The organism is Paradevosia shaoguanensis (assembly GCF_016801025.1).
Classification (GTDB): Bacteria; Pseudomonadota; Alphaproteobacteria; order Rhizobiales; family Devosiaceae; genus Paradevosia; species Paradevosia shaoguanensis.
Genome location: NZ_CP068983.1, coordinates 3,886,497 through 3,906,244, shown reverse-complemented (window position 1 = coordinate 3,906,244; position 19,748 = coordinate 3,886,497). Strand labels below are relative to the sequence as shown.

Genomic DNA, 19,748 nt, shown 5'->3' with positions numbered 1-19,748 from the left:
CTTACCTGCCGCCTCCCAAACCGGAGCGTACGAGAAATGCCAGGGCAGTGCCCGGCGCCCGCAGCAGCCGCGCGAACGGCCCACTGCCGGAAATGGCGTAAAATCCCGCCACGACGGCAATGCCGGCAGTCAGCCAGGCATTGTTCGGGTCATTGGCGAGCACGACGAAGAAACCGATGGCGGCGATCACCAGCCAGGCAATGCCCGTGCAGACATTGTCCAACCCGCGCGCCATGATCTCAGCCTCGGATTTTCGTCCCATGGCTTATTCCGCCGCGATCGAGGGCACGGCGCCCTCGGAGGTCGAATTGTAGGTATAGGCGTCGATCCGCTCTTCGATCACGTGACGGAAGTTGCGGATGAGGCCCTGGATCGGCCAGGCCGCAGCGTCGCCAAGGGCGCAGATGGTGTGGCCTTCGACCTGCTTGGTCACTTCGAACAGCATGTCGATCTCGCGCTTCTGGGCGCGCCCTTCGACCATGCGCTCCATCACGCGCATCATCCAGCCCGTGCCTTCGCGGCACGGCGTGCACTGGCCGCAGCTCTCGTGCTTGTAGAACGCCGAGAGACGCCAGATGGCCTTGATGATGTCGGTCTGCTTGTCCATCACGATGACGGCGGCAGTGCCGAGCGAGGAACCCACTTCGCGCAGCCCGTCGAAATCCATCACCGCGTTGCGGATCTTCTCGCCGGGCACGCAGGGCACCGAGGCGCCGCCGGGGATCACGGCCAGCAGGTTATCCCAACCGCCGCGGATACCGCCGCAATGCTTCTCGATGATCTCTTCGAACGTAACGCCCATGGCTTCCTCGAAGGTCGCCGGCTGGTTGACGTGGCCGGAGACGCACATGAGCTTGGTGCCGGTATTGTTGGCGCGGCCGATCGAGGCGAACCACGCGCCGGAGCGGCGCAGGATTTCAGGGACGACGGCGATCGACTCCACGTTGTTGACCGTGGTCGGGTTGCCATAGACGCCCATGCCGGCCGGGAACGGCGGCTTGAGGCGCGGCTGGCCCTTCTTGCCTTCCAGCGATTCCATCAGGGCGGTTTCTTCGCCGCAGATATAGGCGCCGGCGCCGTGGTGGACGATGATGTCCAGATCCCAGCCGTGGATGTTGTTCTTGCCGATCAGCCTGGCGTCATAGGCCTCCTGAACGGCGTGCTCCAGATGCTGCCGCTCGCGGATGAATTCGCCGCGCACATAGATGAAAGCGGTATGCGCATCCATGGCGCGGGCGGCCAGCAGGCAGCCCTCGACCAGATGGTGCGGATCGTGGCGCAGGATCTCGCGATCCTTGCAGGTGCCGGGCTCGGATTCGTCGGCATTGACCAGGAGGTAATGCGGACGACCGTCCGAGACCTTCGGCATGAAGGTCCACTTGAGCGCGGTCGGGAAACCGGCGCCGCCGCGGCCGCGTAAGCCCGAGGCCTTGACCTCGTTGGTGATCCAGTCGCGGCCGGACTCGATGAACTCCTTGGTGCCCGACCAGGCGCCGCGCTTGCGCGCGCCTTCGAGCCGCCAGTCGCCCTGGCCATAGAGGTTGGTGAAAATGCGGTCTTTATCTGCAAGCATCTCTCACACCCCCTAGCGCGGCTTCTTGCCGAAGACGCGGATGTATTCAGCCTCGCCGCCCTTCGCGAGCGCCTTGGCCTGCTTGATCCACTCGTCACGCTCCACCCGTCCGGGGAAAGCGAGATGGGATTCGAGCCTGGCGATGTCGGCCTTCTTCATGGCCGCGACCTGGGCGAAGGTGATGATGCCGATGGCATTGAGCTTGCCTTCGAGCACCGGGCCAACGCCCGAAATCATCTTGAGATCGTCCCTGGCCGCGCCTTCCGGCGCCTTGAACAGCGGAACCGCAGCGCCGCCATCGAGCTTGCCGGCCTTGGATTCAGCCCCGGTCGCATCCTCGCGCATGGCGCGCGCAGGCTTGCCGTCGGCCTTGGCAGCCTTGTCGGCCGCCACGCGCTCGCCCTCGGCCTTTTCAACCGACACCTTTTTGGCGCGGGCCGGTGCCTTGAGCGCAGGCGCGGCTTCCTCGGAAACCTGGCGCTTGCGGCCCGGAGTGGTCGGTGCAGGGTCTTCCTTCTTGGCAGGTGCCGCAACGGCGGCGGTTGCAGGCGCAGCAGCGGCAGGCGCCTCGGGCGCCGGCGGCGGCACGAACTTTTCGCGCTTGGCGGTGGGTTCAATCAGCAGCGTCGTGCGGCCGGCCTCGGGCGCGGAGAACGAGCGCTTGATCTGTGGGCCGGTGGGAACCTGATCGCCCCTGCCCGCCTGGAACTCGTCGATGATCTCTTCGAGCCGCTGCGGAGTCAGGTCTTCATAGGTGTCGTGAAAGATCGCGACCATCGGTGCATTGACGCAGGCGCCCAGGCACTCGACCTCTTCCCAGGACAGCGTGCCGTCTTCGCTCACCGTATGCGGATCATGATGAATCTTGCGCTGGCAGACTTCGCGCAGGTCTTCCGCACCGCGCAGCATGCAGGGCGTGGTGCCGCACACCTGGATATGGGCGCGCGAGCCGACCGGCGCGAGCTGGAACTGGGTGTAGAACGTCGCCACTTCCAGCACGCGGATATAGGCCATGCCCAGCATGGTCGCGACATGCTCGATGGTGGCGCGGGAAATCCAGCCATCCTGATCCTGCGCGCGCATCAGCAGCGGAATGACCGCGGACTGCTGGCGACCGGCCGGATACTCCGCCATCTTGGCGCGAGCCCAGCTCTCGTTTTCCCTGGTGAAGGCGAAGGAGGCCGGCTGAACCGACTCGTCCGCTAGGCGCCGCACACTCATCAGCGATCCACCTCTCCGAACACGATATCGAGCGAACCGAGGATCGCGGCGACGTCGGCCAGCATGTGGCCGCGGCACAGGAAATCCATGGCCTGCAGGTGCGCAAAGCCCGGAGCACGGATCTTGCAGCGATAAGGACGGTTGGTGCCGTCCGAAACCAGATACACGCCGAACTCGCCCTTGGGCGCCTCGACGGCGGCATAGACCTCGCCGGCCGGCACCTTGTAGCCTTCGGTATAGAGCTTGAAGTGATGGATCAGGGCTTCCATCGACTTCTTCATTTCGCCGCGCTTGGGCGGAACGACCTTGCCGTCCGTCGAGGCGACCGGCCCCTGCCCTTCGGGCGCATTCAGCTTCTCGATGCACTGCTGCATGATGCGATTGGACTGGCGCATCTCTTCCATGCGGATGAGGTAGCGGTCGTAGCAATCGCCATGCGAGCCGACGGGCACGTCGAACTCCATTTCGTCGTAGCACTCGTAGGGCTGCGACTTGCGCAGGTCCCAGGCCGCGCCCGAGCCACGGACCATCACGCCCGAGAAGCCCCAGGCCCACGCGTCATCCAGCGACACGACGCCGATGTCGGCATTGCGCTGCTTGAAGATGCGGTTGCCGGTCAGCAGCCGGTCGATATCGGCTAGCGCGGCAGGAAATTCCTCGCAGAACGTGGCGATGTCATCCACGAGGTCCTGCGGCAGGTCCTGATGGACCCCGCCGGGACGGAAATAGGCGGCGTGCATGCGGGCACCCGAAGCGCGCTCGTAGAATACCATCAGCTTTTCGCGCTGCTCGAAGCCCCAGAGCGGCGGCGTCAGCGCGCCGATATCCATGGCCTGCGTGGTCACGTTCATCAGGTGCGACAAGAGGCGCCCGATTTCCGAGTAGAGCACGCGGATGAGCTGGCCACGGCGCGGCACTTCGAGCCCGAGCAGCTTTTCGACGGCCAGGGCAAAGGCATGCTCCTGGTTCATCGGCGCCACATAGTCGAGGCGATCGAAATAGGGCACGGCCTGCAGATACGTCTTGGCCTCGATCAGCTTCTCGGTGCCGCGATGCAGCAGCCCCACATGCGGATCCACACGTTCGACGAGTTCGCCGTCGAGTTCGAGGATCAAACGCAGCACGCCGTGCGCGGACGGATGCACGGGGCCAAAGTTAATCGTAAAGTTACGGACTTCGACTTCAGCCATTACTGCTTCGCCTTCTCGTCGCCGGGCAGGACGTAGTCGGTGCCTTCCCACGGGGACAGGTAATCGAAAGAGCGGAATTCCTGGGCAAGCTTCACCGGCTCGTAGACCACGCGCTTACGCTCTTCGTCATAGCGAACCTCGACAAAGCCGGTCGTCGGGAAGTCCTTGCGGAGCGGATGCCCGTCAAAACCGTAATCGGTCAGGATGCGGCGCAGGTCCGGGTGACCGGAGAACAGCACGCCGAAAAGATCGTAGGTCTCGCGCTCGAACCAGTTCGCACCCGGAAACACGCCCGTGACGCTCGGCACCGGCTCGACATCGTCGGCCGCAACTTTGACACGAATGCGCTGATTAAGTGCGGGGCTGAGGAGGTGGTAGACCACATCGAATCGCGGATTGCGCTCGGGATAGTCCACGCCGCACACATCCGAGATCGAAAAGAAGCGACATTTTGCGTCATCGCGCAGGAAGCGCACGACGTCTACTATCGCCGTCCTCTCCACTGCGATGGTGAGTTCGCCGAATGCGACTTCGGCCGACAGAACCACCGCTCCCAATGTACGCGAAATGTAGTCGCCGAGATCCGCCAGAGGCTCGACTTGAGCTGATTCATCCATGACAGGCGCCCTATCTTTCGATCGTACCGTCCCGGCGAATCTTCTTCTGCAGAAGAAGAATACCGTAGAGCAGCGCTTCCGCGGTCGGGGGGCAACCGGGCACGTAGATGTCGACCGGCAGAACCCGGTCGCAACCGCGCACGACGGAATAGGAGTAGTGGTAGTACCCGCCCCCGTTGGCACAGCTACCCATGGAAATCACGTAACGCGGCTCGGGCATCTGGTCGTAGACCTTGCGCAGCGCGGGAGCCATCTTGTTGGTCAGCGTGCCGGCGACGATCAGAACGTCGGACTGGCGCGGCGAAGCGCGCGGCGCAGTACCGAATCGCTCGATATCGTAGCGCGGCATCGACATCTGCATCATCTCGACGGCGCAGCAGGCCAGGCCCGTCTGCATCCACATCAGGGAGCCGGTGCGCGCCCAGGTGATGAGCTGGGAAGCCGTGGTGACGAGAAAGCCCTTGTCCGCCAGCTCGTCCGAAACGCCCGCAAAGAACGGATCGTCGGAGCCAACCGGTTTGCCCGTGCGCGGATCGACCGCGCCGGTCGGACGCGGCGTAACGAGGGTGCCGCCCTGCCCGCTCAATCCCATTCCAAGGCTCCTTTCCGCCATTCGTAGATAAAGCCGACGGTCAGAACGCCCAGGAAGATCATCATCGACCAGAAGCCGAACCAGCCCACATCCCGGAAGGCCACCGCCCAGGGGAAAAGGAATGCAACTTCAAGGTCGAAGATGATGAAGAGAATCGAGACCAGATAGAATCGGACGTCGACCTTCATGCGCGCGTCATCGAATGCATCGAAACCGGCTTCGAAGGCGGAAACCTTCTCAGGATCGGGCTTCTTGAACGCGATGATGAAGGGGGCCACGAGCAGCGCCAAACCAATGACGCCGGCAATGCCTATGAAGAGGACGATAGGCAGGTAGTTGCTGAGCAATTCGTTCATGCCAGGCCTGTTCTTCGATCCGGTCGGGAGACCGGGCTAGCGAGAGCTCTGCGGGCAATTGGGGCGCGCGAACCAACGCTTTTAAGATGGCTAGGGCTTATCGCTTCCCCTCCGGGGTTTCAAGCGAAACAAAACCAGACAAAATAACTCATAATAACTCTGCGAACACACTTGCAGACAATACGCATCCACAATCGCGGAAGGACAGAAAAGCACGTTCCCAAGGCCCTGCAAAAGAAGGCAAATTGCCTCACCCCCGAGCGCCATCAAAACGGCTGCGCAGAGCGACGATCCCGACGACCGATCTTCACGCTTTAGTGCTGCACCGCGGCTTGAGCTGCCACGACCCGCACAGCTCCCGCAGGCCATCCATGTTATAGCGAATCCCAAGCTGGAGCATCCGCAACAGGCTCCACCAAGCCTGCCCAGAATCCTCCTATTCCTCGCGCTTATGCCCCTCAATCTTGCGCTCGGCCAAGGCCCGCTCCGCCTCAACCTTCTGCTTCTCGGCTCTCGTTCGCCCGAATATGATGCGGTTTTCGGAAGCCTTGGCTTCCTTCTCGTCGCGCGCCTTGCGCTTGCGGACGAGTTTGAGGCTGACGATTTCGCCCATAGCGCGGTCCCTACCCCAAAACAAATCGGCTCCCCGCGGTGCGGGGAGCCTGATGCTTAAACCAGCCGGCTCTGATCGACCGCCGCTGCGATAAAGCTGGCGAACAGCGGGTGCGGTTCGAACGGCTTGCTCTTGAGTTCCGGGTGGAACTGCACGCCGATGAACCACGGGTGATCGGTGCGCTCCACGATTTCGGGCAACTTGCCGTCCGGAGAGACGCCGGAGAACAGCAGGCCGTTCTTTTCGAGCAGCTTGCGGTAGTCCATGTTCACCTCATAGCGGTGACGATGGCGTTCCGAAATGCGGGTCGAGCCGTAGATGTCGGCCACGCGGCTGCCGCGCACGAGCTGGGCCGGATAGGCGCCGAGGCGCATGGTGCCGCCGAGGTCGCCCTCGGAGCCGCGCGTTTCGGTGTCGTTGCCCTTGACCCATTCGGTCATCATGCCCACGACCGGCTCCTTGGTCGGGCCGAACTCGGTCGAGGAGGCATTCTTGATGCCGGCCGTGTTCCGCGCCGCTTCGATGCAGGCCATCTGCATGCCGAAGCAGATGCCGAAATACGGCACGTCCTTGAGCCGCGCGAACCGCGCCGCCTGGATCTTGCCGGCCGAGCCGCGCTCGCCGAAACCGCCCGGCACCAGGATGCCGTGGACATGCTCAAGATAGGGCGCCGGGTCTTCGCGCTCGAAGACTTCGCTGTCAATCCACTGGATGTTGACCTTGGTGCGGTTGGCGATGCCACCGTGGGTCAGCGCTTCCGAGAGCGACTTATAGGCGTCCTTGAGGCCCGTGTACTTGCCGACGATGGCAATGTTCACTTCGCCTTCCGGGTTGTGGAGGCGGCTGGAGACGTCTTCCCAGGCCGACAGGTCCGGTGCCGGCGCATCGGTGATGCCGAAGGCGGCGAGCACTTCGGTGTCGAGGCCTTCCTTGTGATAGGCCAGCGGCACGTCGTAGATCGACTGCACGTCGAGGCCCTGGATCACGGCGCTCTCGCGCACGTTGCAGAAGAGCGAAAGCTTGCGGCGCTCGCCCTCGGGAATCGGGCGGTCGCAGCGGACCAACAACACGTCGGGCGCGATACCGATCGAGCGCAGTTCCTTGACGGAGTGCTGGGTGGGCTTGGTCTTGAGTTCGCCGGCGCTCGGGATGAACGGCATCAGCGTCAGGTGGACATAAACGGCGTGGTGGCGCGGCAGGTCGTTGCCGAGCTGGCGGATGGCCTCGAAGAACGGCAGGCCTTCGATGTCGCCCACGGTGCCGCCGATCTCGACCAGCACGAAATCAAAATCCTCGTTGCCGTCGAGGACGAAATTCTTGATGGCGTCGGTCACGTGCGGGATCACCTGCACGGTGGCGCCGAGATAGTCGCCGCGGCGCTCCTTGGCGATGATGTCCGAATAGATGCGGCCGGTGGTGATGTTGTCCTGCTTGTTGGCAGCGCGGCCGGTGAAGCGCTCGTAGTGGCCCAGGTCCAGGTCAGTCTCGGCGCCGTCATCGGTCACGAACACTTCGCCGTGCTGGGTGGGCGACATCGTGCCGGGATCGACGTTCAGATACGGGTCCAGCTTGCGCAGCCGAACCTTGTAGCCACGGGCCTGCAATACCGCGCCGAGCGCCGCGGATGCCAAACCCTTACCCAATGAGGAGACCACGCCTCCGGTGATGAAAACGTACCGAGCCATGGGCTTTCACCTTACACTTTTTCGCATCGATTCGAAGGGCCTCGACTCTTCGACTTTCGGAGCCCCACACAAAAAGAAGAAGGGGATGTTTCCATCCCCTTTTTCATCTTCGCCGTGAGCGGCGGTTAGTTCGTCGTCGGCTGACCGCCGCCGTTGGTGGCGGGTTCGGCCGGAGTGGCCGCGGGCGCAGCATCGGAAGGAGCGGCGGGCGTCGCGGGCGCAGTAGATTCGGTGGTCGTGGCCGGAGCGGTATCGGTCGGCGCGGCCGGAGTGGTCGCTTCGGGCGCGGGAGACGCCGGCACAGCTAGGTTAGGCGTATCGGTGCTCGTGGGCGCGGCAGGCTGCGCGGCGCCATCGGCAGCCGGAGCGGCCGGCGTGCCGGTCGTATCGCCCTGGAGCTGATTGAGCGCATCGAGCACGCTCGTCGGCTGGGTAGCGTTGCCGTCCTGGGTCTGCTGGGCGCGGTCGAGAATGCTCTGCGAGCCGCGGTCGAGTTCCGCAAGGATGGTCAGGCCGATGGCGATGGCGAAGAACAGGGTCGCCAGAATCGCCGTAGTGCGGGTCAGCAGGTTGGCCGAACCGCGGGCCGTCATGAACTGGTTGGAGCCGCCGCCAATGCCCAAAGCACCGCCTTCGGAGCGCTGCAGCAGGATCACTGCGATCAGCGCGATGACGATCAGCAAATAGGCAACAAGCAGGACTGAGGCGAAGCCGGTCATGAAAAGACAGTCTCGGAACTAGCAAAAGATGCGCGGTCATACACGCACATTCCGGCAAAAGCCAGCCGGAAGGCGCGTGAATTTTCAGGCGCGGTTAGGTCGTCACGCCGCTGAAATAATAGCGAAGAAGTCATTCGCCAAGAGGGAAGCGCCACCAACGAGGCCTCCATTGACGTTTTCCACGGCAAGAATCTCCTTGGCATTGGCCGGCTTGAGCGAGCCGCCGTAGAGAATCCGGATCGTCTCCCCCCTGCCCCCGAAGCGTTCGACGAGCAGCTTGCGGATGCCATCATGCATCTGAGCAATGTCGACATTGGTGGGAGTCAGACCGGTGCCGATGGCCCAGACGGGCTCGTAGGCGATCACCACTTCGTTGGCCGCCGCTGCATCGGGAACCGAGCCGGAGAGCTGGGTGGCAACCACTGAATCTGCTTGGCCGGCCTCGCGTTCGGCACAGGTTTCGCCAACGCAGATGATGGGAGTGAGGCCGGCGGCGATGGCCGCCTGCGCCTTTTCGCGCACTTGAGCGTCGGTTTCGCCGTGGTCGGCGCGGCGTTCGCTATGGCCGACAATGGCGAATTGGGCACCGGCATCCTTGAGCATCAGCGCGCTGATATCGCCGGTATGGGCGCCGCTGGGTGAAGCGTGGCAATCCTGCCCGCCGGTGGCGATGCCGTTGACGGCGCCCTTTTCGCTCATGGCTGCAAGCAGCGTAGCAGGCGGGCAGATGGCTACCATGGCTCGCCGATCCTTGAGGGTCGCCAGCTTTTCCCCAAGCAGCTGAAACTCGGCCAGTTGGGCCGAAAGTCCGTTCATTTTCCAGTTGCCTGCGATCAGCGGTGTGATCTCGCTCGCCATGCGGTGTGCTCCTCGCCACTTGCGCCTAACGTCTTATTGTCTTACCCCGCCTTGCGGCTGCGGGTTTTGCCTGTCTATTATCCGCCGCCCAAAGCCAAGGCCAGCCATGAACTGGCAATAAAGAACTTCGATCCGGACGAAAACACATGCTCGACAGTTTGCGTAGCTTCTCCAAGACCTTCGTTGCCAAGGTCTTCTTTGCCGTTCTGATCGTGAGTTTTGCTGCCTTCGGCATCAATAACGTGGTGACCAATCTTGGTTCCACCACGGTGGCCCGCGTGGGTAACGAAGATATTTCCACCCGTGATTTCCAGCGCGCCTACCAGCAGCAGCTGCAGATGGTGGCCCAGCAGATCGGCCAGGTGCCGACGCCGGACATGGCGACCCAGCTCGGCGTTCCGGGCATGACGCTCTCGCGCCTCGCCTCTGACGCGGCCGTGAACCAGCTTACCAAGGAATTTGGTCTCGGTGTTTCCGAGAACAAGCTGGCCGAACTCGTGCGCGACGATCCGGCATTCGGCGGCACGCTCGGCGGCTTCAACCGCCAGAGCTTCGTGCAGGTGCTGGCCCAGAACGGCTTCACCGAGAACGAATATCTCGACATGCAGGCCAAGGCCGCCCGCCGCCAGCAGCTCGCTGTCGGCCTTTTCGGCGACGCCAATGTACCGCAGGCCGCGCTTCAACTCATCAACCGCTATGCGGGCGACAAGCGCACGGTCGACTACTTCGTGCTCAACTCGACGGCCATTCCGCCGATCGCCGAGCCGACCGAGGATGAGCTTGCTGCCTATCTCAAGGATAACCAGAGCGCGTTCCGTACCAAGGAAACGCGTACGGTCGACCTGCTCGTGCTTTCGCCGGACACCCTCGCCGCGGCCCAGACGCCGACCGATGAGGAAATCGCAGCCGAATACGAGCGCACCAAGGATTCCCTGACCAAGACTGAACAGCGCACGATCGTGCAGGCCGTCCTGCCCGATGACGCGGCGGTCAAGGCGTTCACCGACGGCCAGGCCGCAGGCAAGTCGTTCGACGACCTCCTCAAGGAACTCGGCCTGACGCCGACCGTGATCGGCACACTGTCCAAGGGGCAGGTTACCGACGCGGCTCTGGCCAATGCCGCCTTTGGGCTCGCCAAGGCCGGCGACTTCGCGCTCATCCCTGCCGTGCAGGGCAAGCAGCGCGCCATTTCCGTCAGCGAGATCGTTGCCGGCGGTACGCTCTCGCTCGAGGAAGCCAAGGCGCAGGTGGCCAAGAACCTGGCACTGACCAAGGCCAAGGCCGATTACGGCAACGTGCTCGACCAGGTCGAGGAGCTGCGCGCCACCTTCCAGCCGCTTACCCAGATCGCCGAGCGCTACAAGCTGCCGCTCGTCCATCTCGACCTGACCCCGGGCAGCCCGGAACTGGCGACCGTTACGGGGCTCGCCGAGGGCGACGCCGGCAAGATCGGCCAGGCTATCTTCACCGCCCAGGCGGAAAAGCTCACGCCGACGATCACGCTGGCAGCCAACCGCAACGCGTGGTTCGACCTCAGCAAGATCGAGCCTGCACGCGACCAGACGCTCGACGAAGTTCGTGACGCCGTGGCGGAAGCCTGGACCAACGAGCAGACCGAGAAGGCGCTGGCCGACGAATCCGTCAAGCTCACGGCCCAACTGGATGCAGGCAAGCCGATTGCCGATATCGCGGCGGCTCTCAACCAGTTCCCGTCGGTCTCCGCGCCGCTCGGCCGCCAGGGTGACGGTACCCCCGTCTTCAACGCGCAGGTGGCCAATGCCATCTTCGAGGGCGGGCCGGATCACCATGGCGCGGTCAAGAATGCGGATGGTGACTACGTGGTCTTCAAGGTCGCCGAAGTGACGCCGGCCGGCACCGACGTTGCGCCGCAGCTCAAGGACGCCATCGAGAACGCCGCACGCGACGCGCTCTACGGCGAGTTCGTCGGCGGCCTGCGCGACCAGTCGGGCCTGCGGGTCAACCAGGCTACGCTCAACCAGCTCCTGGCCACGGACGTCACGCAGTAAGATGGGCGACGACTTTTATCAGCGCTTCGCTAGCCGGTATGACGAAGGGGTAGCCCAGATCGTCTACCGGCGCGTGGTCGCCGATCTCGAGACACCCATCGGCACCTATCTCAAGCTCGCCGAAGGTCGACGGAACACGTTCCTGCTCGAATCCGTGCAGGACGGTTCGACCAAGGGTCGCTACTCGATGATCGGGCTCCTCCCCGATCTCATTCTCAAGGTCGAAAAAGGCCAGGCCTTCCTCAATCGCGACGCGGGGCATGCACCAGAAGCATTCGTCGCGGTCGATGCGCCGCCACTCGATGTGCTGCGCGAGCTGGTGCGGGAATCGCAGATCGATGTGCCTGAAGGCCTGCCGCCGACCGCGGCGGGCATTCATGGCTATATGGGCTATGACATGGTCCGGCAGATGGAAGTGCTGCCCGACAACAATCCCGATACGCTCGGCCTGCCCGACGCGATCCTGATGCGGCCGTCGGTCCTCGCGATCTTCGATACGCTCAAGGACGAACTCTACCTTACCGCTCCGGTCTATCCGCGCGCGTCGATCTCGGCGCGCCAGGCCTTCGAGGCGGCGAACCTGCGCATCGACGATGCCACGCAGCGTCTCTCCCGCGCCCTGCCCGTCGTTGGCGACCTGCCCGATATCGAAAGCATCGAGGTCAGGAGCAATACCAGCCGCGACGAGTATTTCGGCATGGTCGAGGCGGCCAAGGAATATATCCGCGCCGGCGATATCTTCCAGGTCGTGCTCTCGCAGCGTTTCGAGGCGGATTTCACCCTGCCCGCCACCGCGCTCTATCGCGCGCTGCGGCGCACCAATCCCTCGCCCTACATGTATTTCCTCGATTTCGATGGCTTCTCGGTCGCCGGATCCAGCCCGGAAATTCTGGTGAAGGTGGATAAGGGTCAGGTCACCATCCGACCCATCGCAGGCACTCGCAAGCGCGGCTCGACGCCGACGCGCGACAAGGAACTGGCGGACGAACTGCTGAGCGACCCCAAGGAACTGGCCGAGCACCTTATGCTGCTCGACCTGGGCCGGAACGATGTGGGTCGCGTCGCCAAGATCGGCTCGGTGCAGGTCACCGACAAGTTTTTCCTCGAATACTATTCCCACGTCATGCACATCGTCTCCAATGTCGTGGGGGAACTCGATCCCAGATACGACTTCGTCGATGCGCTTTCGGCGGGCTTTCCGGCGGGCACGGTTTCCGGCGCACCAAAGGTGCGCGCAATGGAAATCATCGACGACCTCGAAAAAGCGCGACGCGGCATCTATGGCGGCTGCGTGGGCTACTTTGGGGCCGATGGAACGATGGATACCTGCATCGTCCTGCGTACGGCCATTGTCGCCAATGGCAAGATCTACGTGCAGTCCGGCGCCGGCATCGTGGCCGACAGCAAGCCCGAGCTCGAACAACTCGAATGCGAGAATAAGGCGCGCGCGCTGTTCTCGGCGGCCGAGGAAGCCCTGCGCTATGCAGGCGAGGCGAGGATCGGGCAGTGAGGATCGAACGGGACCATCACCTGATCCCGCATCCTTGCCCGCGATGGCGGGGCTTCATGGATAAGTCGATTTCGCCCTGAACCGAATTTCGGAGCCAGGCGCGCTTTGGCTTCGGCCCGGCGGCGCGCTAAGGTTCCGACAGGAGAAAAACCATGAAACTCCTCGTCATCGATAACTACGACAGCTTTACCTACAACCTCGTCCAGTTCCTGGGCGATCTCGGCGCGCAGTCCGACGTCCGCCGCAACGACAAGATCACGCTCGAAGAGATCGAGGCGCTGGCGCCCGAGGCCATCGTGCTCTCGCCCGGCCCCGGCACGCCCGACGACGCCGGCGTGTGCCTTGCGGTCATCGACCGTTTCGGCGCTTCCATTCCGCTACTGGGCGTGTGCCTGGGGCATCAGGCCATCGGCCAGGCCATGGGCGGGGACGTCATTCGCGCGCCACACCTGATGCATGGCAAGACCAGCCGCATCACGCATGGCGGCAAGGGCATCTTCCGTGGCCTCAATTCGGGCTTCGAAGCGACCCGCTATCACTCGTTGATCGTCAAACCCGAGACGCTGCCGCAAGTGCTCGAAGTGACCGCGACTACCGAGGATGGCCTCATCATGGGGTTACAGCACAAGTCGCAGCCCATTCACGGCGTGCAGTTCCATCCCGAGAGCATTGCTTCGGAAAACGGGCATGCGCTCCTGCAGAATTTTCTCAACATCGCGCGCGACTTCAATGTCCGCCGTGCCGCCTAACCGACGAACGGGGGATAACGTCGTGGATATCAAAGCCGCACTCAACAAGATCGCTCAAGGCCGGGACCTTTCGGGCGAGGAAATGCGCAGCGTCATTTCCTCGATCATGTCCGGCGAGGCTACGGCCTCCCAAATCGGCGCATTCCTCATGGGCATGCGCGTCAAGGGCGAGACGGTGACCGAGATCGCCGCTGCCGTTTCGATCCTGCGCGAGAAGATGATTCCGGTCGAAGCGCCCGAGGGCTCGATCGACATCGTCGGCACGGGCGGGGATGGCGCCGGCACGCTCAACATTTCGACCGCAAGCGCCTTCGTCGTGGCTTCCGCCGGCGTGCCGGTGGCCAAGCACGGCAATCGGGCGCTTTCGTCCAAGTCGGGCTCGGCCGAGGCCATCCAGGCTCTCGGCGTCAAGCTCGACCTCACGCCTGAGCAGATCGCGCAGAATATCCGCGAAACCGGCCTCGGCTTCATGTTTGCCCCGTCGCACCACCCTGCCCTCAAGCATGTCGGCCCTGCCCGCGTGGAACTGGGTACGCGGACGATGTTCAACCTTCTGGGGCCTCAGGCCAATCCGGCCGGCGTGCATCGCTACCTGCTCGGCGTTTATTCCGAGGATTGGGTCGAGCCGGTTGCGGCTGCACTTCTCGCCAACCGTGCAGTCAAGGCATGGGTAGTCCATGGCTCGGACGGGCTCGACGAAATCACGACCACTGGCCCGACCAGCGTAGCGCAGATTGCCGGCGGCAGCCTGACGGCCTTCCAGATTTCGCCTGAAGACGTGGGCCTGCCGGTCTCTACGCTCGCCGAACTCAAGGGCGGTGACCCCGAGGCCAATGCGGTGGCGCTGCGCGCCCTGCTCGACGGCGCGCATGGGCCCTATCGCAACATCGTGCTGTTCAACAGCGCCGCGGCGTTCCTCGTGGCCGACCGCGTCGAGGACATTCGCGAAGGCATCGCGTTGGCGGCTCACCAGATCGACACCGGCGCTGCCAGGGCGACGCTGGACAAACTCATTGCCGTCTCCAACGGACAAGCCTGATGACCGATATCCTTCAGAAAATCGAAGCCTATAAGCGCGAGGAAATCGCCGCCGCCAAGGCGGCTCGTCCGTGGGACGAGGTGGTGGCGATTGCCCACGACCAGCCGGCGCCACGCGGCTTCATCAAGGCGCTCAAGGCCAAAAGGGCGGCGGGCGAATACGCGCTGATCGCCGAGGTGAAGAAGGCGAGCCCCTCCAAGGGGCTCATCCGCCCGGACTTCAACCCGGCGGCAATTGCCCGCGCCTACCAGCAAGGCGGCGCGGCATGCCTTTCGGTGCTGACGGATGGCCCCTCGTTCCAGGGTTCGCCGGAATTTCTCATCGAGGCGCGCTCGGCCGTGACCTTGCCGGTGCTGCGCAAGGATTTCCTCTTCGAGACCTACCAGGTGGCCGAGGCCCGTGCGATGGGTGCCGACTGCATCCTCGTCATCCTGGCGGCCGTCGGGGACGATACGGCGCGATATCTTCTCGATGCCGCGCAGGAATGGGGCATGGATGCCCTGGTCGAAGTGCATGACCAGATCGAGCTCGACCGTGCGCTGATACTGGATGCCGAGTTCATCGGCATCAACAACCGCAACCTGCGCACGTTCGAAACGACGCTGCAGACCTCAATCACCCTTGCCGGCGGCGTTCCCGCCGGCAAGCTGCTGGTTTCGGAGAGCGGCATCGTCAACCACGAGCATGTCGAACAGCTCGAACGCGAAGCCAATATCGGCACGTTCCTCGTCGGCGAAAGCCTGATGCGGCAGGCCGATGTCGTTGCCGCTACGCGGTCGCTGCTCAACGGCGTCGAGGTCGCCTGACATGGCGAACGGGCTCACCCATCTCAACGAGCGAGGCGAGGCCCATATGGTCGATGTGGGCGACAAGGACGCCACGCGCCGCCGTGCCGTCGCCCGCGCCGTGCTCGAAGCGCAGCCTGAGACGGTCGAGGCGATCATCGGAGGCGCGCTCAAGAAGGGCGATGCGCTGGCCGTGGCACGCATTGCGGGCATTATGGCGGCCAAGAAGACCGCTGACCTCATTCCGCTCTGCCACCCCATTCCTCTGACCAAGGTGGAAGTCGAGATCATCGGCGAAGGGGTCGCATTGGTGATTACGGCCAGCGCGGAAACGACGGGGCAAACCGGCGTCGAGATGGAAGCGCTGACTGCGGCTTCCGTCACGGCGCTGACGCTCTACGATATGGCCAAGGCCATCGATCGCGGCATGACCATCACGAATGTCCAGCTCGTCGAGAAGACAGGCGGCAAATCCGGGGACTATCGGCGCGAGTCATGAGCCTGCTTCCCGTCGAAACCGCACTCGCCAAGATCTTCGAGCGCATTCCCGCCCCGCAGCCTGAGATAGTGGCCCTGCCGGAAGCAAACGGCCGCGTCTTGCTGGAACCGCTTCTGGCTCGGCACAACCAACCGCCCTTCAATGCCAGCGCGATGGACGGCTATGCCGTGCGCGCAGAGGATTTCGCGGAAGGTGCCAGCACATCGGTGCGGCTGATCGGCACCTCGCAGGCGGGTAGCGCCTATTCGGGCGCGCTAAACTCTGGCGAGGCCGTACGCATCTTCACCGGCGCGCCGGTTCCTGATGGCGCGAATTGCGTTATGATGCAGGAGGTTGCGACCGTTACCGAAGGTCGCGTGTCATTCTCGGAATTGCCGAAGGCGGGTAAGTCGATCCGCCCGATGGGCTACGATTTCGCGAACGGCGAGGCGTTGCTGGCACCCGGCACGAGGCTTACGCCGTATTCGCTGGCGCTTGCGGCCGCAGCCAATGCGCCGACGCTCACGGTTGCGCGGCGGCCCGCTATTTCGGTGCTCTCGACGGGCGATGAGCTCGTCCTGCCCGGAGCAACGCTTGCACCAAGCCAGATCGTGGCATCGAATGCATTCGGACTGGTGCCGCTGCTGTCGCCGTTCGCGCAGACCGTCACCGATCACGGCATCGCGCGGGACGATTTTTCCCATCTGCGCGGCAAACTCGAGGCCGCGTTGGAGGCCGACATTGTCGTCACGAGCGGCGGGGCGAGCGTGGGTGACCACGATATCGTGCAGGACGTGCTCAAGGACCTCGGCGTCGAAATCGATTTCTGGCGTATCAACATGCGGCCGGGCAAGCCGCTGATGTTCGGCACGCGCGGCAAGTCGCTGATCTTCGGGCTTCCGGGCAATCCGGTGTCTGCCATGGTTACGGCCACTGTGTTTCTGCTGCCTGCGCTGCGTCGCTGGCTCGGCGAAGACGAACCTCTCGGTCCGCGTCTGGTGTTGCCGCTGGCCGAGCCCCTGCCGCCCAACACCGCGCGCAGGCATTTTCAGCGCGCTACCATCGAGACGGCCGGCTCAGGCGCTACGCGAGTTCGCCCGATTTCCGAGACCGATAGCGGTCATACCTCTTCACTTGCGCAGGCGCATGCCCTCATCATCCAGCCGGAGAATGATCCGGGACAGCCTGCCGGCGCCCTCGTCGAGGTCATTCCGCTCTAGCTAAGGGGAAACGGCATGCCCGACATACTCGGACCGGATTGGGAATCGCGCATTATCGAGCTTCCGCCGGACGAGGAAGGTCCGGTCGTCGCCACGCTCGTACATCGCCCCGGCGCGCCGCAGCGAGCCAGGGCCGTGCTCTATGTGCACGGATTCGTCGACTACTTCTTCCAGACCCACATGGCCGAGCAATGGGAAGCGCGCGGCTATGCCTTCTATGCGCTGGACCTGCGCAAATACGGCCGGTCGTTGCTGCCTCACCAGACGCCGAACTACTGCACTGACCTGGCGGAGTACGATGCCGACCTTGACGCTGCCGTCGCCATTCTCAAGGGCGAGCTCGGGGTAGAGACGCTCGTCCTCATGGCCCATTCTACCGGGGGGCTCATCGCCAGCCTTTGGGCACACAAGCGCCGCGCGGCTTGCCCGATCGAGGCGCTGGTCTGCAACAGTCCGTGGTTCGATTTCAACGGCAGTCTTTTCGAGCGGACCGCCGTCACCTGGCTTGTCGATGTGCTTGGCGGCATCGCTCCGCATATGCGTATCGGCAAGCTCGGCGAGCACTATGGGCGCAGCCTTCACGTTTCGACGGGTGGCAACTGGGACTACGATCTTGGCCTCAAGCCGATCGCGGGTTTTCCGGTCCGTGCCGGCTGGCTGCGAGCAGTGCGGCGGGGACACGCGCAACTGCATAGGGGGCTCGCCATCCCCTGCCCGATCCTCGTCTGCGCCTCAACGGAAAGCGGCCCTGATCGCCGCTGGCATGATGCGATCAACCGCACTGACAGTGTGCTCGACGTCAACGACATCGCCAAACAATCCGTGCGACTGGGCCGACTGGTGACGCTGGCGCGCATCGAGGGTGGCATCCACGACCTCGCGCTTTCGGCCGAACCAGCCCGCACTGCGTTCTTCCGCGAAGTCTTCCGCTGGGCGGCGGCCTACGTTCCGGCCTAGAGGGCACCGGGCGAGGAGCGATTGGTCAACGTACCGGTGGCAAAGGCGATGGTCGCTGCGGCGACCAGCGAGTCGCTGTGAGCGGTTGCCTTGGAGAGGCGCGCCTGAAGCAGGCCTGTCTGTGCCACGCTGACGTCGGCCAGCGTGCCGAGCCCGTTCTTGTAGTAGTCGAGCGCCGCGTCATAGGTGGTCTGAGCGGCGTTGGTGAGCTCGGTGGCTGCGGCGTAGCCGGAAAGGCTGGTGCGCAGGAGGTCGTAGGCTACCACGATCTGCTGGGCAGCCGAGTTCTGCAGTGCCGCCAAATCCTGTTCGGAAGCGGCGGCCTGCGCCATAGCCGCCTGTAGCCGCGCATCGCGCAGGCCGCCATCGAAGATCGGCATGGTGATGCCGACCAACAGGTTGGCGTTAGGCTGATTGGCGCTCAGATGCGCGACCTCGCCGAAACGGCTGTCGTCCACTTCGAACGAGCCGATCAGGCGATTGACGCTGCCGGTCAGCGCCACCTTGGGCAGGAATTCGGCGCGAGCGGCGGCGATGCCCTTCTGGTCCGCACGGAACTTGGCGAAAGCCGCCTGCACGTCCGGGCGCCGCTGCAGCGATGCTTCGATGAGGCGGTTGAGATCCTGGGGCACGGCGCGCGGCAGGCGACGGCCGCTCGCGTCCTGCACGCGGATCTTGATCGTGGGCGATACGCCCATGGCCTGCAGCAAAGCGAGGTAGGCGCTGCGCTCGTGACCCTGGGACTGCGTGAGGCCGAACTGGGCCTGGGCAACGGCCTGCTTGGCCTGCGCAACCTCGATGGTGGTGGCCACGCCGGTCTTGAGCCGCGCCTCAGCGGCTGAGAGCACCGTCTGGCTGTTGGCGAGCGTTTCGCGGGCGATCTGAAGCTGCACGCGCGCTGAAGACAGGCTGAAATAGGCGCTGCTGACGTCGAAGATCAGCTTCTGGTGCGTGCCGTTGAAGGTGACGTTGGCGGCGTAGGAGAGATCCTTCGCCGCGGCGTTGGCAGCATCGCGGCCACCGAAATCGAAGAGCAGCCACTGAACGGTCACGGCAGGGACTACCTGCCCGCCCGTCGTGGTCAGCGTGCCCGGCGGCACCTGGATCAAAGCGCCGTTGATGCCCGGTGCAGTGGTGGACGTCTGCTGCACGCCTGCCAGCACGTTGGCAGACAACGACGGCAAATAGGCCGCCTCCGTCACGCCAATAGCCAAGGCTGCCTGTCGGGCGCGCTCCCAGCTTGCGCGGGTCACCGGGTTGCTGAGCTGCGCGATGTCGATGAGTTCGGGCAGAGTGTAGTTGTGCCTGGCATCCAGTTGCGGGGCCGCGATGGTGATCGGCATCGAGGCATCCTGCGCCAGCCCGTAGTCGGGCGCGCCGGCCGCAGTCTGGGTCTGGTGGCCGGGTGTCTGGAACGGGGTTTGCGCGCTGGCCGGCGCGAACTTCATGGCCGACGAGGTGCAGCCCGCGAGAAACAGGGATGCCATTGCCGTGGCCGCGAGGACGCGACCGAATACCCGCAGTCTCCCCACGCGCTTGCCCTCAAGCCCTAACGCCAT

Annotated in this window: 20 protein-coding genes; 8 read left to right on the top strand and 12 right to left on the bottom strand. The window is 64.0% G+C overall.

Translation table 11 applies throughout. The annotated features are described in order from the left end of the window. Position 1: 1 nt before the first annotated feature. The 11 genes from JNE37_RS19025 to tpiA all read right to left on the bottom strand — a co-directional run bounded on the left by JNE37_RS19025 (position 2) and on the right by tpiA (position 9,424). Positions 2-262, bottom strand: coding sequence for a hypothetical protein (locus JNE37_RS19025; protein ID WP_203064328.1), 261 nt, complete (start codon positions 260-262; stop codon positions 2-4). Between the two features lie 3 nt (positions 263-265). Next, the gene (gene nuoF, locus JNE37_RS19020) at positions 266-1,573 is read right to left on the bottom strand and encodes an NADH-quinone oxidoreductase subunit NuoF (RefSeq protein WP_203064326.1); all 1,308 of its coding nucleotides are present in this window, start codon (positions 1,571-1,573) and stop codon (positions 266-268) included. Between the two features lie 12 nt (positions 1,574-1,585). Then, positions 1,586-2,794, bottom strand: coding sequence for an NADH-quinone oxidoreductase subunit E (locus JNE37_RS19015; protein WP_203064324.1), 1,209 nt, complete (start codon positions 2,792-2,794; stop codon positions 1,586-1,588). Further along, complete coding sequence (locus JNE37_RS19010; RefSeq protein ID WP_203064323.1) at positions 2,794-3,984, bottom strand: NADH-quinone oxidoreductase subunit D; 1,191 nt, start codon at positions 3,982-3,984, stop codon at positions 2,794-2,796. The genes JNE37_RS19015 and JNE37_RS19010 overlap by 1 nt, the downstream gene beginning before the upstream one ends. Continuing rightward, positions 3,984-4,601: an NADH-quinone oxidoreductase subunit C gene (locus JNE37_RS19005; RefSeq protein WP_203064322.1), complete on the bottom strand. Its 618-nt coding sequence runs from the start codon at positions 4,599-4,601 to the stop codon at positions 3,984-3,986. Before JNE37_RS19005 ends, JNE37_RS19010 begins: the two co-directional genes overlap by 1 nt. Positions 4,602-4,611: 10 nt before the next feature. Further along, on the bottom strand, positions 4,612-5,193 hold the full coding sequence (locus JNE37_RS19000) for a NuoB/complex I 20 kDa subunit family protein (protein WP_203064321.1): 582 nt from the start codon (positions 5,191-5,193) through the stop codon (positions 4,612-4,614). Then, positions 5,184-5,549 (bottom strand): NADH-quinone oxidoreductase subunit A, encoded by a 366-nt coding sequence (locus JNE37_RS18995; RefSeq protein WP_035038916.1) that lies wholly within the window; start codon positions 5,547-5,549, stop codon positions 5,184-5,186. Before JNE37_RS18995 ends, JNE37_RS19000 begins: the two co-directional genes overlap by 10 nt. 436 nt (positions 5,550-5,985) lie before the next feature. Further along, entirely contained in the window at positions 5,986-6,162 is a 177-nt protein-coding gene (locus JNE37_RS18990; RefSeq protein WP_203064320.1) for a DUF4169 family protein, read from the bottom strand. Positions 6,163-6,218: 56 nt separating this feature from the next. Continuing rightward, positions 6,219-7,847 (bottom strand): CTP synthase, encoded by a 1,629-nt coding sequence (gene pyrG, locus JNE37_RS18985; protein WP_203064319.1) that lies wholly within the window; start codon positions 7,845-7,847, stop codon positions 6,219-6,221. Positions 7,848-7,972: 125 nt separating this feature from the next. Then, complete coding sequence (secG, locus tag JNE37_RS18980) at positions 7,973-8,566, bottom strand: preprotein translocase subunit SecG (protein ID WP_203064318.1); 594 nt, start codon at positions 8,564-8,566, stop codon at positions 7,973-7,975. Between the two features lie 102 nt (positions 8,567-8,668). Further along, positions 8,669-9,424 carry a triose-phosphate isomerase gene (tpiA, locus tag JNE37_RS18975; protein ID WP_203064317.1) on the bottom strand — a complete coding sequence of 252 codons (756 nt, stop codon included), beginning with the start codon at positions 9,422-9,424 and terminating at the stop codon, positions 8,669-8,671. A gap of 146 nt (positions 9,425-9,570) precedes the next feature. Between tpiA and JNE37_RS18970 the strand changes: the two genes are divergently transcribed. The 8 genes from JNE37_RS18970 (at position 9,571) to JNE37_RS18935 (ending at position 18,189) form a co-directional block, all read left to right on the top strand. Then, positions 9,571-11,451 (top strand): peptidylprolyl isomerase, encoded by a 1,881-nt coding sequence (locus tag JNE37_RS18970; protein ID WP_203064315.1) that lies wholly within the window; start codon positions 9,571-9,573, stop codon positions 11,449-11,451. Position 11,452: 1 nt separating this feature from the next. Continuing rightward, the gene (trpE, locus tag JNE37_RS18965) at positions 11,453-12,961 is read left to right on the top strand and encodes an anthranilate synthase component I (RefSeq protein WP_203064314.1); all 1,509 of its coding nucleotides are present in this window, start codon (positions 11,453-11,455) and stop codon (positions 12,959-12,961) included. A gap of 152 nt (positions 12,962-13,113) precedes the next feature. Continuing rightward, positions 13,114-13,710 carry an anthranilate synthase component II gene (locus tag JNE37_RS18960; RefSeq protein WP_035038931.1) on the top strand — a complete coding sequence of 199 codons (597 nt, stop codon included), beginning with the start codon at positions 13,114-13,116 and terminating at the stop codon, positions 13,708-13,710. Next, positions 13,691-14,749: an anthranilate phosphoribosyltransferase gene (gene trpD / locus JNE37_RS18955; protein ID WP_203064313.1), complete on the top strand. Its 1,059-nt coding sequence runs from the start codon at positions 13,691-13,693 to the stop codon at positions 14,747-14,749. The genes JNE37_RS18960 and trpD overlap by 20 nt, the downstream gene beginning before the upstream one ends. Continuing rightward, positions 14,746-15,555, top strand: coding sequence for an indole-3-glycerol phosphate synthase TrpC (gene trpC, locus JNE37_RS18950; protein WP_035093931.1), 810 nt, complete (start codon positions 14,746-14,748; stop codon positions 15,553-15,555). Before trpD ends, trpC begins: the two co-directional genes overlap by 4 nt. Before the next feature lies 1 nt (position 15,556). Beyond that, entirely contained in the window at positions 15,557-16,033 is a 477-nt protein-coding gene (gene moaC / locus JNE37_RS18945; protein ID WP_035038936.1) for a cyclic pyranopterin monophosphate synthase MoaC, read from the top strand. Then, positions 16,030-17,232 (top strand): molybdopterin molybdotransferase MoeA, encoded by a 1,203-nt coding sequence (locus JNE37_RS18940; RefSeq protein WP_203064312.1) that lies wholly within the window; start codon positions 16,030-16,032, stop codon positions 17,230-17,232. The genes moaC and JNE37_RS18940 overlap by 4 nt, the downstream gene beginning before the upstream one ends. A gap of 15 nt (positions 17,233-17,247) precedes the next feature. Beyond that, entirely contained in the window at positions 17,248-18,189 is a 942-nt protein-coding gene (locus JNE37_RS18935; protein WP_203064311.1) for an alpha/beta hydrolase, read from the top strand. On the opposite strand, the gene JNE37_RS18930 is transcribed toward JNE37_RS18935, so the two are convergent. After that, positions 18,186-19,748: a TolC family protein gene (locus tag JNE37_RS18930; protein WP_203064310.1), complete on the bottom strand. Its 1,563-nt coding sequence runs from the start codon at positions 19,746-19,748 to the stop codon at positions 18,186-18,188. The two genes, JNE37_RS18935 and JNE37_RS18930, sit on opposite strands and share 4 nt — an antisense overlap.

Bases quoted from the DNA above. Each gene is read 5' to 3' on its own strand.
- nuoF (WP_203064326.1), bottom strand. From the start codon at position 1,573: ATGCTTGCAGATAAAGACCGCATTTTCACCAACCTCTATGGCCAGGGC.
- JNE37_RS19015 (WP_203064324.1), bottom strand. From the start codon at position 2,794: ATGAGTGTGCGGCGCCTAGCGGACGAGTCGGTTCAGCCGGCCTCCTTC.
- JNE37_RS18970 (WP_203064315.1), top strand. From the start codon at position 9,571: ATGCTCGACAGTTTGCGTAGCTTCTCCAAGACCTTCGTTGCCAAGGTC.
- trpD (WP_203064313.1), top strand. From the start codon at position 13,691: ATGTCCGCCGTGCCGCCTAACCGACGAACGGGGGATAACGTCGTGGAT.
- JNE37_RS19000 (WP_203064321.1), bottom strand. From the start codon at position 5,193: ATGGGATTGAGCGGGCAGGGCGGCACCCTCGTTACGCCGCGTCCGACC.
- pyrG (WP_203064319.1), bottom strand. From the start codon at position 7,847: ATGGCTCGGTACGTTTTCATCACCGGAGGCGTGGTCTCCTCATTGGGT.
- moaC (WP_035038936.1), top strand. From the start codon at position 15,557: ATGGCGAACGGGCTCACCCATCTCAACGAGCGAGGCGAGGCCCATATG.
- JNE37_RS19010 (WP_203064323.1), bottom strand. From the start codon at position 3,984: ATGGCTGAAGTCGAAGTCCGTAACTTTACGATTAACTTTGGCCCCGTG.
- JNE37_RS19005 (WP_203064322.1), bottom strand. From the start codon at position 4,601: ATGGATGAATCAGCTCAAGTCGAGCCTCTGGCGGATCTCGGCGACTAC.
- JNE37_RS18930 (WP_203064310.1), bottom strand. From the start codon at position 19,748: ATGGCGTTAGGGCTTGAGGGCAAGCGCGTGGGGAGACTGCGGGTATTC.
- JNE37_RS18935 (WP_203064311.1), top strand. From the start codon at position 17,248: ATGCCCGACATACTCGGACCGGATTGGGAATCGCGCATTATCGAGCTT.
- JNE37_RS18995 (WP_035038916.1), bottom strand. From the start codon at position 5,549: ATGAACGAATTGCTCAGCAACTACCTGCCTATCGTCCTCTTCATAGGC.
- JNE37_RS19025 (WP_203064328.1), bottom strand. From the start codon at position 262: ATGGGACGAAAATCCGAGGCTGAGATCATGGCGCGCGGGTTGGACAAT.
- JNE37_RS18990 (WP_203064320.1), bottom strand. From the start codon at position 6,162: ATGGGCGAAATCGTCAGCCTCAAACTCGTCCGCAAGCGCAAGGCGCGC.
- tpiA (WP_203064317.1), bottom strand. From the start codon at position 9,424: ATGGCGAGCGAGATCACACCGCTGATCGCAGGCAACTGGAAAATGAAC.
- trpE (WP_203064314.1), top strand. From the start codon at position 11,453: ATGGGCGACGACTTTTATCAGCGCTTCGCTAGCCGGTATGACGAAGGG.
- JNE37_RS18960 (WP_035038931.1), top strand. From the start codon at position 13,114: ATGAAACTCCTCGTCATCGATAACTACGACAGCTTTACCTACAACCTC.
- secG (WP_203064318.1), bottom strand. From the start codon at position 8,566: ATGACCGGCTTCGCCTCAGTCCTGCTTGTTGCCTATTTGCTGATCGTC.
- JNE37_RS18940 (WP_203064312.1), top strand. From the start codon at position 16,030: ATGAGCCTGCTTCCCGTCGAAACCGCACTCGCCAAGATCTTCGAGCGC.